13 protein-coding genes are annotated in these 15,990 nt (G+C 28.5%); 6 read left to right on the top strand and 7 right to left on the bottom strand.

The window, feature by feature from the left end:
* The first annotated feature begins 283 nt into the window (after positions 1-283).
* From ALEK_RS14060 to ALEK_RS14080, 5 genes are all read left to right on the top strand, one after another.
* Positions 284-1,414, top strand: a complete 1,131-nt coding sequence (locus ALEK_RS14060) for an HpcH/HpaI aldolase/citrate lyase family protein (protein WP_071626953.1) — start codon at positions 284-286, stop codon at positions 1,412-1,414.
* 14 nt (positions 1,415-1,428) lie between these two features.
* Complete coding sequence (locus tag ALEK_RS14065) at positions 1,429-3,948, top strand: aldolase/citrate lyase family protein (RefSeq protein WP_071626952.1); 2,520 nt, start codon at positions 1,429-1,431, stop codon at positions 3,946-3,948.
* 9 nt (positions 3,949-3,957) lie between these two features.
* Positions 3,958-5,016, top strand: coding sequence for a MaoC family dehydratase (locus ALEK_RS14070; protein WP_071626951.1), 1,059 nt, complete (start codon positions 3,958-3,960; stop codon positions 5,014-5,016).
* A 30-nt stretch (positions 5,017-5,046) separates the two neighbouring features.
* Entirely contained in the window at positions 5,047-6,030 is a 984-nt protein-coding gene (locus tag ALEK_RS14075) for an HpcH/HpaI aldolase/citrate lyase family protein (protein ID WP_071626950.1), read from the top strand.
* Between the two features lie 251 nt (positions 6,031-6,281).
* Positions 6,282-7,772 carry a fumarate hydratase gene (locus ALEK_RS14080; RefSeq protein ID WP_071626949.1) on the top strand — a complete coding sequence of 497 codons (1,491 nt, stop codon included), beginning with the start codon at positions 6,282-6,284 and terminating at the stop codon, positions 7,770-7,772.
* Positions 7,773-7,809: 37 nt separating this feature from the next.
* On the opposite strand, the gene ALEK_RS14085 is transcribed toward ALEK_RS14080, so the two are convergent.
* Genes ALEK_RS14085 through ALEK_RS14095 form a run of 3 tightly spaced genes read right to left on the bottom strand, consistent with a single transcriptional unit; the run spans position 7,810 to position 9,692 of the window.
* The gene (locus ALEK_RS14085; RefSeq protein ID WP_071626948.1) at positions 7,810-8,562 is read right to left on the bottom strand and encodes a hypothetical protein; all 753 of its coding nucleotides are present in this window, start codon (positions 8,560-8,562) and stop codon (positions 7,810-7,812) included.
* A gap of 1 nt (position 8,563) precedes the next feature.
* Positions 8,564-9,166, bottom strand: coding sequence for a hypothetical protein (locus tag ALEK_RS14090; protein WP_071626947.1), 603 nt, complete (start codon positions 9,164-9,166; stop codon positions 8,564-8,566).
* Positions 9,167-9,215: 49 nt separating this feature from the next.
* A complete protein-coding gene (locus ALEK_RS14095) occupies positions 9,216-9,692 on the bottom strand; it encodes a hypothetical protein (protein WP_071626946.1) in 477 nt (158 codons plus the stop codon).
* A 390-nt stretch (positions 9,693-10,082) separates the two neighbouring features.
* Here ALEK_RS14095 and ALEK_RS14100 point away from each other — a divergent pair, with 390 nt between their 5' ends.
* Entirely contained in the window at positions 10,083-10,916 is an 834-nt protein-coding gene (locus ALEK_RS14100; protein WP_228146288.1) for a DUF5718 family protein, read from the top strand.
* Position 10,917: 1 nt separating this feature from the next.
* Here the strand turns inward: ALEK_RS14100 and ALEK_RS14105 are convergent, their stop codons facing one another.
* The 4 genes from ALEK_RS14105 to ALEK_RS14120 all read right to left on the bottom strand — a co-directional run bounded on the left by ALEK_RS14105 (position 10,918) and on the right by ALEK_RS14120 (position 15,937).
* Complete coding sequence (locus ALEK_RS14105) at positions 10,918-11,472, bottom strand: sigma-70 family RNA polymerase sigma factor (protein ID WP_071626944.1); 555 nt, start codon at positions 11,470-11,472, stop codon at positions 10,918-10,920.
* 301 nt (positions 11,473-11,773) lie between these two features.
* Entirely contained in the window at positions 11,774-14,737 is a 2,964-nt protein-coding gene (locus ALEK_RS14110; RefSeq protein ID WP_071626943.1) for a methyl-accepting chemotaxis protein, read from the bottom strand.
* 153 nt (positions 14,738-14,890) lie between these two features.
* Entirely contained in the window at positions 14,891-15,199 is a 309-nt protein-coding gene (locus ALEK_RS14115; protein WP_071626942.1) for a hypothetical protein, read from the bottom strand.
* A 174-nt stretch (positions 15,200-15,373) separates the two neighbouring features.
* Entirely contained in the window at positions 15,374-15,937 is a 564-nt protein-coding gene (locus ALEK_RS14120) for a flavin reductase family protein (protein WP_071626941.1), read from the bottom strand.
* Between the last annotated feature and the right edge of the window lie 53 nt (positions 15,938-15,990).

Below are 15,990 nucleotides of genomic sequence, written 5' to 3' on the forward strand. Positions count from 1 at the left end.
TTTGTAAAATTTGTAAATTTAGAAAGCTTAATTTTTCAAATAAACTTCATGATTTTTGCCATATTTTCCTAGCTATTTAAGTTTAAAATCCCTATTTTATGGGTTATTTATGCACTTTTTAAATTTAAACTTAAATATATTTCCTATTTTAAATTGCATGAAAACAATTCATTTTAAATGCTGTATAACTTTCTCGTTCGTTTTTAAAAATCGCTACAATGTAGTGTCTAATTAAAAACAGGAAGCACATAATCGCAATAAACAATAAATGAAAGGTAAGAAGATGACTTCTGCAATAGATTTATCAAAATTAACGGCAAATGATGACTTAACACCAGTTCTTGGTGGACACTGGCCAGGTATACAAATTTACTACCCGCCAATTAAATTCAACCCATTAGATGGAACATATGAGAGTATGGAACAAGCTAAATTAAGATTACAAAAACATGCTTATAAAACAAAAGCACACACTGTACTATTTGATTTAGAAGATGGTTGTAGACAAAAAGCTATGTCAAGAGAATTATTAATTCAAGAACTTCCAAAGTTCCCTGAAAGAAATTTTCAAATAGCTATTAGAATTAATCCATTCAGAACTGAAGAGTATGAAGAAGATTTAAAAATGTTAAAACAAATCCACAAATATGTTGATTCAATTGTTTTAGCAAAAGCTGGGGAAGTATATGGTTCAGCTGAAATCAGAGATTTATCTTCTTGGTTAGTATCAATTGGTAGTAATTTAACTATTCAACCAATTATTGAGCATCCAAAGTCACTTCAAATTGCTGACAGATTAATGGAACATTCAACTGTTAAACACGTTGTATTTGGTATCCATGATTTTTCTAAAGCAATGGCTTATAAAATCACACCTCAAGGTTGGATTGATGAGTTAGAAACATTCTTTAACATTTTAACTATGGAAGCAAGAGTTAAAGGTAAAGGTGTTATCGGTGGAGTTGAAGTATTATTAACGCCACATTCATTACCTGATCACTGTGTTGAGAAAAAAGACATTAGAAGATGGTTAGATTTACATGGTGATGAAGCATCTAGACATGTTTATGCACATGCACAAAGAGAATATGCAATGGGTCTTACTGGAAAACAAGTAATTACTCCAAATCATATTAATGTATGTAAAGTAGCATTTACTCCATCTCCTAAAGAGATTGCAAAAGATGTTGAGATTTTAAAAGAAGCTATTAAAGCTGATGCTTTATTATCTGGTGCTATTAGATATAAAGGTGAAATGTTAGATCCACCAATGTTTGGTAAATCTTTACAAAATATCTTAAGAGCTTATGCACTTACGAGTTTAAATAAAGAAGATGAAATATTCGCATTATCTGTTTTAAACAAAATGCCTATTCATACATTTAAAGAAAACTGGCCTTACGGTCAAATTTAATAAGGAGTTATACGATGAGTTCAACTGTAAAAATTGAAGTACCTGAATACTTAAATATTGGTGTTGCTTGTACATCTAAACATGTAGGTACTAAAAAAGAAAATAGCACTGCAATGATTATTGAAGATGATAAGTTAGGTACAGATGAAATATCATATAAAGATTTAGCTACTAAATCAGATCAAATCTGTAACTTCTTAACTGGTTTAGGATTTGAAGCAAGAGATAGAGTACTAGTATGTTTAAAAAACTCACTAGCTTACCCTATTTCATTCTTTGGAGCTATTAAAGCAGGTATTATTGCGGTACCTACTTCAACTTTATTATCTGGTTCTGAAGTTAAATACTTAGCTGAAGATTCACAAGCAAGTGCTATTGTATTATCTGCAACGATGTACGATAACTTACTTCCATACCTTGAAAACCTTGATAACTTAAAAACTATCATTGTTGCAGGTATTGATTCAACTGATGGGTTAAATATTCCAAAAGGTATGAATGTATACTCTTTCTCTGAAGTTTTAGAGAAAACAGATACTACACCTAATCACTATAACTCAAAATCAGGTGAACCAGCATACTTAGTATATACATCTGGAACAACTGGTTATCCAAAGGGTGTTTTACACTCTCATAGATCATTAGTTGGAAGAACTCCTGCTACTGAGTACTGGTTTGACTTTAAAGAGAATGATAGAATCATGCACTCTGGAAAATTCAACTGGACTTATGTATTAGGTTCTGCGCTTATGGATCCATTATATAATGGTCATACAGTTATTGCTTACGAAGGTGGTAATGATGCAGGAACATGGGTTGATTTAATTAAAAAGCATAAGTGTACTATCTTTATTGGAGTACCTACTATTTATAGACAAATCATTCAAAAGACTGAATTTACAGCTGATGATTGTCCATCATTAAGATATTGTATGTCTGCTGGTGAGCATTTATCTGATGAAATGATTGGATTATGGAGAGATAGATTTAAACAAGATATTTTTGAGGCAATTGGAATGAGTGAGTGTTCTTACTATATTTCACATTCAAAAAATAATCCAATTAGACCAGGATCTGCTGGATTCGTACAACCAGGACATACTGTAAAACTACTTGACCCAAATACTTTAGAAGAAGTTGGTCTTGAAGAAGAAGGTATGATTTGTATTGGTGAAGATGATCCAGGATTATTCTTAGAGTACTGGCAATTAGAAGAAGAAACTAGAAAAGCTAGACATAATGGTTACTTCTTTACAGGTGATTACGCTAAAAAAGATGAAGATGGTTATATTTGGTTCGTTGGTAGAAAAGATGACATCATTAATACATTCGGATTTAGAGTATCTCCACATGAAATTGAAAGAGTTGTAAAAACTCATGATTTAGTTGCTGATTGTGTTGCTTTTGGTTTAGATATTGAAAAAGACAAAACAATCGTTGCTATTGCTGTAATTGGACATACTGAATTAAGTGAAGATGAAGAAGCAGTAGTATTAAAATTTGCTCAAGATAACTTAGCAAAATATAAAGCACCTAAAACAATCTTTGGTATGAGTGATTACCCAAGAACTAAAAATGGAAAAGTTTTAAGAAAACAACTAGTTAAAAACTTACATGATGTATATCATGCAGAAGAGACTGGGGAAGAGCTTATTGAATATAAAGCTAGAAGATCAATGTTATTTGTACCTTCGTACAATAAACACAATGTTCAAAAAGCAAAAACTGTATTAGCTGATTCTGTAATTTTTGATCTAGAAGCAATTTTAGGTGAGCAAAGAGCAGTTGCTAGAGATACAATTAGAGAAGTATATAAAGAAGATGGTTCTAAATTTGGTGAGTCTGAAAGAATCTTAAGAATTAATAACTTAGGAAGTGAAGATTTAGCGAAAGATTTAGAATTAGTTAAAGAGATTGAAGTTGATGGTTTATTATTCTCTAAAATTGAATCAAAAGATGATGTTTTAGAAGCAGTTAAATTAATTGATGAGGTTAATCCTGAATTAACTCTAATGATTATGATTGAAACACCATTATCTGTATTAAACATCCAAGAAATTTGTTCTGCATCTGATAGAGTTGAAGTTGTTGTTGTTGGTTCTAATAAACTTGCAAATAGACTTCAAATTGATATCAAAAAAGGTTCAAAAGCGATGTTTAATTACCTTTCACAAATTGCATTAGCTTCTAAAGCTTATGGTAAAACTGTGATTGACGGTCCACACTTTGATGTACTTGATGAGTTTGCTTGTGAAGATTCAACAAAAGATGCATTCAACTTAGGATTCGATGGTAAATCATTAATCCATCCAGTTCAAATTGAATATATCAATGATATCTTTACTCCTAAACAATCAGAAGTTGAAGATTATGAGCAAATGATAGCGCAATACGAAGATGCTAAAAAAGAAGGGAAAGAAGTAATTCTTTTCAATAATAGATTAGTTGATGGTTCTAGAATTAAATGGGCTAAAAAAATGATTACATTATATGAAACATATAAATCATTAGGTCAAAACCTATTTAACAAATAAGGAGATTAAGTGTCTAAAATTAACGTTGGAAACTTTTTTGAAGATTTTTCAATTGGTCAAAAAATAGTTCACCCACTTCCTAGAACAATTAGTGAAGGAGATGTATCTTTATACATCGCTTTCACTGGTTCTAGATTTGCATTACATTCGTCAGATGTAGTAGCAAATGAAATGGGATTTGAGAAAAGACCTATTGATGATACATTAATGTTTCACTTAACATTTGGTAAATCTGTACAAGATATTTCTTTAAATGCAATTGCTAACTTAGGTTATGCAGAAATCGCATTCCCTAATTCTGTATATATTGGGGATACAGTTTCTATGACTTCATCAGTTATTGGATTAAAAGAGAATTCAAATGGAAAAAGTGGAGTTGTTTATGTTCATTCAATTGGTGTAAACCAAGATGGAGCAGAAGTTCTTAACTTCAAAAGATGGGTTATGGTTCACAAAAAAGATAAAGGAACTTTATCTGGAATTAAAGAAATTCCTACTTTTGCTGAAGCAACACCTATTCTAGATGAAATTAACTTACCAGAAATCAAGTGTGTAGATACTGATGCTTCTGGAGGAAAATTCTTCTTCGAAGATTATGAAAAAGGTGAAAGATTAAATCACCCTGAGGGTATTACAGTTGATAATAGTGATCATACACTAGCAACTAAGTTATACCAAAACAATGCAAAAGTTCATTTCAATGACCACATGATGAAAAGCTCACCAATGGGTGAGAGATTAATGTATGGTGGAATTGTAATTTCAATGGCTAGAGCTATTTCATTTAATGGTTTACAAAATGCATCATTCATGTATGCTATTAACTCTGGAGCTCATGCAAACCCAACTTATGCAGGTGATACAATTTATGCTTATACTGAAGTACTAGAAACAATTGATCATAAAAGAGAAGATATTGGATTATTAAGATTAAGAACGATTGCTGTGAAAAATCAGAAATCTTCAGAAATTGAAAACCCAAAAGGTGAAGATGGAAAGTACTTAAAAAATGTAGTACTTGATTTAGATTACACAGTAGTAATCCCAAAGAAAAAAACAAAAAAATAAAAAATTAAATTTAAGAAAAAGGAAAATATTATGACACACCCTAACGAAGCACTATTTGGTTCTGGAGACAACTTACCAATTATCCCATCTTGTGAGCACTTTGCAGGTAGCGAAAAGCTAATCCTAAAAGGTTTCCAAATGCAAGAGAAATTAGGACCTGTTTTTGATATTACTTGTGATTGTGAAGATGGAGCTGAAACTGGTAAAGAAGTTGAGCATGCAGAAATGATTGTAAGAGTTGTAAACTCTGAAGCTAACAAATACGGAATGGCAGGAACTAGAATTCACGATTTTGATCATCCAGATTGGAGACAAGATATTGATATTTTAGTACCAGGTGCTGGTGAGAAATTAGCATACATTACTATTCCTAAATCAACTTCTTATGAAGATGCAAAAACTCAAGTTGAATATATTCAAGCTAAATGTAAAGAAGCAAATATTTCAAGAGAGATTCCAGTTCACGTTTTAATTGAAACACACGGTGCTTTACAAGATGTAGAAAAAACTGCTACTTTACCATGGGTACAAGTATTAGACTTTGGTTTAATGGACTTTGTTTCTGGTTACCAAGGTGCAATTCCTGCATCTAACATGAGATCTCCAGGTCAATTTGATCATAGATTAATTGGTGCTGCTAAAGCAAAAGTTGTTCAAGCTGCATTACAAAATCACATTATTCCTTGTCATAATGTTACATTAGACTTAAAGAACCCATACCAAACTTACAAAGATGCTGAAAAAGCTAGAAATGAGTTCGGATTCTTAAGAATGTGGTCTATTTATCCAACACAAGTTCAAGCAATTGTTGATGCAATGAAACCAGACTTTACTGAGTTAGAAGCTGCACAAAATATCTTAATTGCTGCTCAAGATGCTGAGTGGGGACCAATCCAGTATGATGGTGAGTTACACGATAGAGCAACTTACAGATACTTCTGGGAATTAGTTCAAAGAGCAAACTTCTCTGGAACTAAATTACAAGATAGAGTTAAAGAAAGATTCTTCTCTTAATATCTTAAATCTAAGGCTTTTAGCCTTAGATTGTTTTTATATCACTACATTAATTTACTTCTAAACAAAAAAACACCCTCTTTTTATTATCTTTTATAATTCTTATAGTAGTACAATTTATACTCCTTTTATTAATTTTGAATGTAAAAACTAAACACTTTAAAAATTAAAAAAATTAAACTTCAAAAAAAAGATTTCTTTCATCTGTGCATTGGTATAATGTACTCAATTTCTAAGCAAAAAGGTAAAAAATGAGCGTAATTACAGAACAAGATATTATCGACAGCGTTGCTGACGCCTGTCAATTTATCTCATACTATCATCCAGAAGATTTCGTACAAGGTATGGTTGAAGCATACGAAAAAGAACAATCAGAATCTGCAAAGAATGCAATCGCGCAAATTCTAATTAATTCTAAAATGTGTGCAATGGGTCACAGACCTTTATGTCAAGATACTGGTTCAGTTAACATTTTTGTTAAAGTTGGTTTAAATGCTAAACTTGAATTAACAAGAGAACTTGAAGATGTATTAAATGCAGGTGTAGCTAAAGGTTATACTAATCCAGATAATACTTTAAGATATTCTGTTGTTTCTGATCCTGCAGGAAAAAGAGCTAATACAAAAGATAATACTCCAGCTGTTATTCACATGAGTGTTAACAATGGTGATACTATTGATATTACTGTTGCTGCTAAAGGTGGTGGTTCTGAGAATAAATCTAAATTCTCTGTATTAAATCCATCTGATTCAGTTTATGACTGGGTTATGGCTAATGTTAGAGAAATGGGTGCTGGTTGGTGTCCTCCTGGAATTTTAGGTATTGGTATTGGTGGAAATCCAGAGAAGTCTATGCTTTTAGCAAAAGAATCTTTAATGGATCACGTTGATATTCATGAATTACAAGCAAGAGGTCCACAAAATGCTCTTGAAGAATTAAGATTAAGATTATACGAAGATATTAACAAAGTTGGTATTGGAGCACAAGGTCTTGGTGGTTTAACTACTGTTCTTGATGTTAAAATCTTAGATTACCCATGTCACGCCGCATCGTTACCAGTTGCAATGATTCCAAATTGTGCAGCTACTAGACATATTCATTTTGAATTAGATGGTAATGGTGCAGTTAAATTTGAAAGACCTTCTTTAGACATCTGGCCAGATTTAGAAATCCCAATGGACAGTGTTAAAAAAGTTAATATTGATGATTTAACAAAAGAAAACTTATCTCAATTTAAATCAGGTGATACATTATTATTATCTGGAAAAATCTTAACAGCTAGAGATGCTGCTCATAAGAAAATTGTTGAGTACAAAAACGCTAATAAACCTTTACCAAATGGTTTAGACTTAACTGATAGATTTATCTACTACGTTGGACCAGTTGATCCTGTAAGAGATGAAAAAGTAGGACCTGCGGGACCAACTACATCTACAAGAATGGATAAATTTACTAAAGACATGATGGAAATCGGAATCTTAGGTATGATTGGTAAAGCTGAAAGAAAGCAACCAACTATTGATTTAATTAAAGAATACAAATCTACTTACTTAATTGCTACTGGTGGAGCTGCTTATTTAATTTCTCAATCAATTACTGATGCAAAAGTTATTGCTTTTGAAGAAATGGGTATGGAAGCTATTTACGAATTTGAAGTAAAAGACATGCCAGTTACAGTAGCGGTCGACTCTGAGGGTGTATCTATTCACACTACAGGTCCTGCTAAATGGAGAACTATCTAATATATTTGAAATAAAACAAAGGTAACCCTTTGTTTTATTATTTTCTTTTTAAATCTAAATCTAAATCTAAATCTAAATCTTTAATATATTCAAGGCTTTTAACTTTATTTTCACTTAATATACTTTCAAGTATAGGAGTATTTTCTTTTTCAGATATAATATAACAAAATAAGCTATCACCAGAAATATCTACTCCTATATCATAACTATAATTAGAATTAACTCCACTCAAAAAACTCCCATCACAACTTGCTTTAATATCTAAATCTTTATTTATAACTTGAATATATACACTATTCAAATACTCTTTATAATATTCATTGAAAGATAAAGAAAATCTATTTTTATCTCCATCATTGTATATTGTTCCATTTAAAACTATATAAGCTGCTCCGGTTGGGGTTGATATTATTGTTTTATCACTTATTAGTGATACTTTATATTTTTTATTTTTATCATCTCTTTCAACTAAAGTTGAAGTTTCATCTTTTGTTTTCACTTCATAGTTTTCATCTATAAAAATATTTGTAACTTTTTCTTTGATTAGCTCTTTAGGTTCTTCTTTAACATCTTTCTTTTCTACATATTTTGTAATAGTTTTTGTAATTATTCTTTCTTTAATTATTTCTTTAGGTTTTTCTTTTTGTAAAAAATTATTTTCTTGTATCTCAATAATCTTTATATCTTCTTTTTTATTTTCAATAAATAAGCTATTAATGCCAATAACTACTAATAATATTAAAGGTATAAAAAAGAAAATAGATTTAATCTTCTCTTTATCAATTTGCATTTTATTTAATTCCTAAAGCTTGATATTGATTTTCTTGCTCTTTTGATTGATAGCTTTTAAAGAAATTTACTACATCTGTTAAAAGATTAGCCATATACGTTGGATCTCCACCAAATTTTCTTGCACCTTCTATAAGATCATTAAGTTCATTTTCAAAATAGTTTATTGTACTTCCTACTGAATAAAACTCTTTAGAAGGGTCTTTTTCATATCTACCAGATACAATATTACCATTTTCATCTTCCATTAATTGACCTCCAAAAGATGAATTCAATTTTCCACTTAAAAAACCAATGTCCATCTCACTAAGACTTGATAGGTAACTAATAAATTCATTTTTGGCATTTTGATCTTTCTCAAATACTGAATTTCCAAACCATTTATTATCTCCATCTTGAAAAACATTATATCTCTGTAATCCAAGTTGATATTTTTCGTCATACTCTTCTTCTTTTGAGTCAGTTTTTGTTGACTCTTCTGCTTTGTAAGATTTGAAGTTTTCTAAAGCACTTGAAAAATCTTCATTTGATTGAGTTTTAACAGTAGAATTATTTGCTTGAGTTTGATAATTTGTATATCCTTGTTCTGTTGTACTTATATTCATAATTATCCTTAAAAAATAAAAGATGGATTACGATCCATCTTTTAGCTATTTATCTCACTTCTAGTTCATCTACATAGTTAGCATAATGTTTAACTATAATATCACCTGAACCTACATTACCTCTATATTGAAACCAGTATCTACTACCATTTATAATAGCAGGATTACTATCATAATTAACTATTTGTTCATATCCTACAGCATTAAGAGTTTGATATTTATACATAACTGTTGGTTCATTTGCTGGAACACCAAATACATCTACTTGAATCAACATATAATCACCTTCTAGATTTTTAGATGTTTTAGTTACATTACCATGACTACCATTATCCCATCTATTTAAGTTTGTATAAACATTTCTAATATCAAAACAAGTATTTGCATTTGGTAAAGTGGGATGAGTCCAACTATTTCCCCAATAATAACACATACTATCCTTTACACTTACTTGACCTAGAAGTGATGCCGCATTTAAACTTATACTACTTAAAGCTAAAGCCATCAGTAAAACAATTTTTTTCATATTTTTCCTTTTTAAATAATAATAATATTATTATTTAAAACCTTAATTTATCATTATATAATAATATTATATATTCTAAAAACAAAAAAAATAATTATATTGACAACGTTTATATCAGATTAAATTAGATTAATATATATTAAATGGCTTTTTTAAAACATTTAATAATATTATTTCAATTAATACAATAAAACTAAAAAAAGAATCATCAAACTCATTCCAATTACAAAGGCTTTTTACTTCACAACTACTCTTTTTATAAAAGCTAAGTTTTATACTCTTAAAACAAACCTTAAAACCCAAAACTATTTTTTTACCTTGACTTTAATAAGACTTTATAAATGATATATTCATTTTCCAAAAAAATACATATATATATAGGAATAAATCATGTTATTAGAAGACTTAAAAGATTATTTAGGCTTTGCAGTTGCAGGAAACTTTGCTAATCACCTAGGGGAAGCTGGTGAGGCAGATGAGTTCGCTGTAATTGAAACAAAAGAAAAAGATGCACCAAAAGGAATGTTCCCTTTTTATATTAAAAACCATGAGAGTTTTTTAGGAACATATCCAGTTTGTGATGAAATTATATATACACATGGTAGAGAAGATGAAAACCTTCAAGTAGAAGCTGAAGTAGCTTTGATTTGTGATTTCGTATATGAAAATGAAAAAGTTATTGATATTGTTCCAAAATATTTTTCAGCCTTTAATGACTGTTCAATTAGAATTCAAGATGGAAATAAACTAAGTACAAAAAAGAATTGGGGAATAAATACAAAAGGTATTTCACAAGATATTATTGAAATTGATAACTTTACTGAAGATGGTATTTTAAGTAAATATCATATTTCTTCTTTTATTAAAAGAGACGGAATAGTACATGATTATGGTACTACCTCATCAGTTAAATCATACTCATATTTTTTCAATCAATTAAAAGATTGGATGATTGATAAACTAAATACACAAGAAGATTGTGGACCTCTAGAAGAGCTAACTCAATTTATGGGTCAAGCAAAAGATTCAAATGGAATACTGATTGCAGCAGGAGCAACAGCATATACTGATTTTGGAAAGAAAAACTTCTTACAAAAAGGCGATGAAATATTCGTATATGTATATAATGCCCATGCACACTCTTTCCAAGATATTATGAATGATATGTGTGGAATGGATACTTTCCTTTCACAGTGCTCAAAACTACATCAAACAGTTCAATAAATCAAGCTTGATTACAAATACAAGATTTATCCTTGTATTTGTAATCTACTATCTCTTCATTTTTATTCACTTGAAAAGAACAACACTCATTAAAAACTTTTTTTAATTTTTCTTTTGCTCTTTTTGAATGTGACTTTACAGTTGATAGTTTTATATTTTTTTGTTCTGAATACTCAATTAGACTTTTTTCATTAAAATACACAGCTTCTAATACATTCTTTTGATTTTGAGGTAACTTATCTATTAATGTTTTTAAACAACATGATAATTCATTTATTACTGATTCGTCTATATTCTCTTCAAAAAATAAATCAGTATGTTCTGTACTTGATATTTGTTTTTTTCTAAAATAGTCTGTAATTGTATTTCTAGCTATCATATAAAGCCATGATTGAATTTTTTCTTTCTCTTTTAAAGTATCAAAATTTGTATATGCTTTTATAAATACTTCATGTAATAAATCTTCTGCAATATTTTTATTAGATACATTTTTTAATATAAAATATAAAAGTGGTTTTCTAAAGGTTTCATATATTTCACTAATTGTTTCTTTCATTTTATTCCTTCATATATATTATATGACGTAAAAGTAAATAAAAAGGTTGCAACTTTTTTAGAAAATTACAAACTTTATAAAAAGTGCAACTTTATTTATTTTATTGCGTCTTAGTAGTGAAATTAAATTAAAAGGATATATTATGGAAAATAATAAAACAAACGAAAAATGTTGTGAGATAAAATGTACTTGTGAGAATTGTGATTGTACTAGTACTTGTTGTGAAGAGTGTTGTGATTGTTGTAAAGATAATACTTGCTGCTCTGATAATAAATGTTGTTAAATATATAAGGTCAAAAGCTTATGCTTTTTGACCTCTAATTAGTTTTGTGTTTATTACTGCTATATCATTTAAAGAACTGAATAAATCTCCAGTTAAATATTCAATATCTTTTGCTAACACTTTTAACTCATCATTATTTGCTTTTCTTGCATTTAAATCCATAAACTCTTGCATTAAATTATGGAATTTACTTTTTCTCTCTTTTAATTTTTTCCATTCATTTGAATTAACAAAAACTTTATTTTCTCTTTCACAATCAATTATCCATTTTCCTAATTCTGTATCTTCATTTTTTATAACTTCTACTATATTATATGAATCTAAATTTCCAAAATACTCTTTTTTCACTTTTATATTATTGTTTTTAAATCTTGATATTTGTTGAATTAAATCAATATCATCAACCATATCATAATATTTATCTGTAATTTTTGCTTTTGCAGTAATTCCAATAAGTCTAGATGAAAGATTTGCAACTTCATTTGATAAATTACCTATATTAGCAGAAGTTGCTGCATTTTCTTGTGTCATTTGATCTAATTCATTAACAGCAGCATTTACTTGAATCATACCCTCTTCTTGTTCTTTAATAGCAGAACTTACACTATCTATAATATCTTTTGTATCAATAATTTTTTCAGATAAGTTATCATAACCTTTGATCATATCATTTGCAATACTCTTACCTTCATTTGATTTATAACTAGCCTCTTCAACTAATTGTTTAATAGTATTAGCAGCCTCTGCTGATCTTCCTGCAAGGTTTCTTACTTCTTGGGCAACAACGGCAAAACCTTTTCCTGCTTCCCCTGCTGTTGCTGCTTCTACTGCTGCGTTTAATGATAGAATATTTGTTTGGAATGCAATTTTATCAATTACAGAAATTGCTTCACTAATTGCTTTTACTTTTTCATTAATCTCATCCATAGAAGTAGATGTTTTACTAGCTAAAGTATTCCCACTTACAGCAGAAGAGTTTAATTCATCTGAAATTGTTAACATCTTAATAACATCATTAGAACTTGATTTCATATTACTTGTGATTTGTTCAATTGAAGCAGCTGTTTCTTCTAGTGATGAAGCTTGTTGATTTGCACTAGTAGATAAATCAAGAGAAGATTTACTTAATACTAAAGTATTAGACTCTAACTCTTTTCCAGCATTAGTAATCATTGCCACAAGTTGTGAAATAGATTGTCCTAATAATACTGAACCTGAGAATAGTGTTCCAAAATCTCCGTATAAACCATCTTTTTCTTCCCCTTTTAATCTTGTACTATAATTACCAGTAGCATAACCATCTAGTACTTTATTAATATTACTTACTTTATTATATGTATTATTAATCATGTCATTAATAATAAGTCTTAGTGATTCTACTTCATTTGTAGCACCACTTTGATGAATTTTGTACTCTAAAAAACCATTAGATACTTTTTGAACCACATCACTTAATTCAATTACAACTTTTTTATCTTGCTCAATAATATCTTTAATTTTTACAATTTGAGTATTCATATCTATTGTCATTAAAGCAAACTCATCACTACCATTAATAGGCATTGCATTTAAATACTCTTTTTCTCTACTTACATAAGAGAAGAAATATTCTAAACCTTCTTTGAAGTTCATCATCGCATTTACAATTTTTCTAGTCATAAAAAATAGCGAAACAAAAATAAGAGTTAAAATTACAACAATAACAGCTATTAATAAAATAAAGTTCTCTTGAATTTGTGATGTTCTATTCTCCATTAGAGTTAACAAGTTATTAGTTACTTGATTTTGTAAATTTTCTAATTGTTTAATTCTTTGTATAGAATACTTATCCCATACTTTAATATCTCCACCAAAGATATTTTTACTTAAACTATTTATTGCTTTAATTGCTCTTGAGTCATCTATTGAAGTATATGCATCTATCTCTTCAACACTTGAGCCTTTATCAATCATAGCTTTTAATTCAGACGCTGTAAGTAAATATGAATCAAATACTCTTTTTATTTTCTTTAGTAGTTTTTTCTCTTTTTTTGTTACATTTTTAATTCTAGAATATTTTTTGATATCACGAATTAAAGAAGTATGTAGTTGTTCTACCTTTTTAAGATATTTTCTATCTCCTCTTAAAACATAGTTTTTAAAATTATGGATTAATCCACCATATCCAGCAACCTCTTTTATGTGAGATAATAACTGTACTTTAGTATTTTTAAGAAAAACTATTTTTCTAAGTTTTTCTACTTCTTTTGTAGAGTTTGAAGTAAGTATTTTTTCATATGTTTTTAATTCTTCTTTTGATGCATTTTTCTTAAATGTAGAAAGATATGTATCTTGTGAGGCAACAAGTGAACTAAATAGATAATAACTCTCACTAGATATTCTTCCTAAATCAAAGATATTACGAACTACTGTTGATTCCTTATAAGCTTTTTCAGAAGTATTTATTAATGATATTAAAGATTCTGAATATTTAGAAATCTTTCCATTATTAGAAAATGCAACTAAATCATCTGAAAAAGTCAACAAAGTATCAATTATATTTGTATAAAACTTATCTGTTCTTTCTTCATCTATTTGAGAAGATAAGACTTGTTCTCTAATATTTTTTAATTGTTTTATCTCTTTTAAAACCTTCTCTATTTTTGGCACAAGTTTTTCATCATAATTACTAGCATTAAAGTTTTGAGTGAATTCTTTATAAAGTTTTTTATATTTATCACTTTCTTGAACCTGAAATTTTAGTTCATCTTTAAAACTGTTTCCATAAGAAGATATATAATTAAGAGAGTAACTTCTCTCTTTTTGTAATTGAACTAAAAAACTATTACTATTTACAACAAATTCTAAATAGTTAATAGTTTTAGTCATACTGTTTTTTTCTTCATATTTAATATATAGTGAATTAATTGATAAAACAATTATACTAATGATTGGTAGAAGGAGAATTAATAGTATTTTATTTTGAAGCTTTAGGTTATTCATATTTACTCCATATGTTGATTATTTTTGTAAATATATTCAAATTTAAATGAATGGCTTATTAATAATTATTTTATGTAACCATATTGTAACCTTCAAGTTATTTCCTAGTTATTAAATACTTTTTATTGCAAATTAAATAACTTAATATAACTTTTAATTGCAACATTGCTGACACTCTTTAAAAAAAAGACTTTCATCAATTTTACAAATCACACACTTATGTTCTAAATCTTCACTTCTTAATATTCTTTTTTTAGTACATTTATTATTTTTTAATGCCCAATAAGAAACCCTAGCCACGCAGTCAAAGGCTAGTTTATTTAAAGTTTCTGAATCTGTATATGGATTTTTAGCTACAGATGATCTAACATTAGAGTAAGGTGATGAAGAGAAAATTCTTAATTGTTTTTTTGATTTACACACTTGTGTTTCTAAAATAAGTTTTTGTTCAGATGAATACATTGTTTACTCTTTAATAATATTTATATGTAAATATATTTTAAATTAAATTAAGAAACAATATAAAGTTATTTTCTGTAACTAAAATGTAATTTTGGGATATTTTGAATTAATAAAACTATTATTAACTAGTATTTTAAGAAGGTGGGATTAATTACTTAATCCCATAGTTTTTGATTATAAATCAACTAAAGCTTTAAATGTAGCACCACATCTACCTATGTTATCAACATTAACATGCGATCTCTCATCTAATCTTCCATCTTCAAGATATTGGTGTTTTAATTCTAAGATTACAGGAGTAGTTACACCTGGAACATCAACTGTATCATAGTAATCACATAATAAAGCACTTTGAGAAGAAGAAATCATTGGTGGGTAACCATCCATAACTGCATTAACATCTATTTCAAACTTTTCTATTTCACTCTCTTCTTTTCCTAAAGGAAGTGCACATTTTTTAACTTGATCAGCATTGTCTTTATTAACAAAACAAATAGTAGCTTTTTTGTGTTTTAAAATATTTGCAAGTGAGTCTTTTGGAATACCAGCTTCTTTCTCTCCAATTGCAACAATTACTAATGCTGGATTAGTTGAGATTGGTATAAAATATGAAAAAGGTGCTGCATTTAATACACCTTCATCTTCAGTTACAATCCAAGCAATAGGTCTTGGTATTACTGTATCTGACATAATTTTATATCTATTTAAATCGTTGATATCTTTATAATCTAAAATCATTCTTTTCCCTTATTTTTTATGGCTAAAATATATAAAATTATAGCTAAATATAA

The sequence above is a fragment of the Poseidonibacter lekithochrous genome (assembly GCF_013283835.1).
In the GTDB taxonomy this organism is placed as follows: domain Bacteria; phylum Campylobacterota; class Campylobacteria; order Campylobacterales; family Arcobacteraceae; genus Poseidonibacter; species Poseidonibacter lekithochrous.

Excerpts from the sequence above, each read along its gene's own strand:
- ALEK_RS14120 (WP_071626941.1), bottom strand. The coding sequence starts at position 15,937 with ATGATTTTAGATTATAAAGATATCAACGATTTAAATAGATATAAAATT.
- ALEK_RS14065 (WP_071626952.1), top strand. The coding sequence starts at position 1,429 with ATGAGTTCAACTGTAAAAATTGAAGTACCTGAATACTTAAATATTGGT.
- ALEK_RS14100 (WP_228146288.1), top strand. The coding sequence starts at position 10,083 with ATGTTATTAGAAGACTTAAAAGATTATTTAGGCTTTGCAGTTGCAGGA.
- ALEK_RS14105 (WP_071626944.1), bottom strand. The coding sequence starts at position 11,472 with ATGAAAGAAACAATTAGTGAAATATATGAAACCTTTAGAAAACCACTT.
- ALEK_RS14095 (WP_071626946.1), bottom strand. The coding sequence starts at position 9,692 with ATGAAAAAAATTGTTTTACTGATGGCTTTAGCTTTAAGTAGTATAAGT.
- ALEK_RS14110 (WP_071626943.1), bottom strand. The coding sequence starts at position 14,737 with ATGAATAACCTAAAGCTTCAAAATAAAATACTATTAATTCTCCTTCTA.
- ALEK_RS14080 (WP_071626949.1), top strand. The coding sequence starts at position 6,282 with ATGAGCGTAATTACAGAACAAGATATTATCGACAGCGTTGCTGACGCC.
- ALEK_RS14060 (WP_071626953.1), top strand. The coding sequence starts at position 284 with ATGACTTCTGCAATAGATTTATCAAAATTAACGGCAAATGATGACTTA.
- ALEK_RS14075 (WP_071626950.1), top strand. The coding sequence starts at position 5,047 with ATGACACACCCTAACGAAGCACTATTTGGTTCTGGAGACAACTTACCA.
- ALEK_RS14115 (WP_071626942.1), bottom strand. The coding sequence starts at position 15,199 with ATGTATTCATCTGAACAAAAACTTATTTTAGAAACACAAGTGTGTAAA.
- ALEK_RS14085 (WP_071626948.1), bottom strand. The coding sequence starts at position 8,562 with ATGCAAATTGATAAAGAGAAGATTAAATCTATTTTCTTTTTTATACCT.
- ALEK_RS14090 (WP_071626947.1), bottom strand. The coding sequence starts at position 9,166 with ATGAATATAAGTACAACAGAACAAGGATATACAAATTATCAAACTCAA.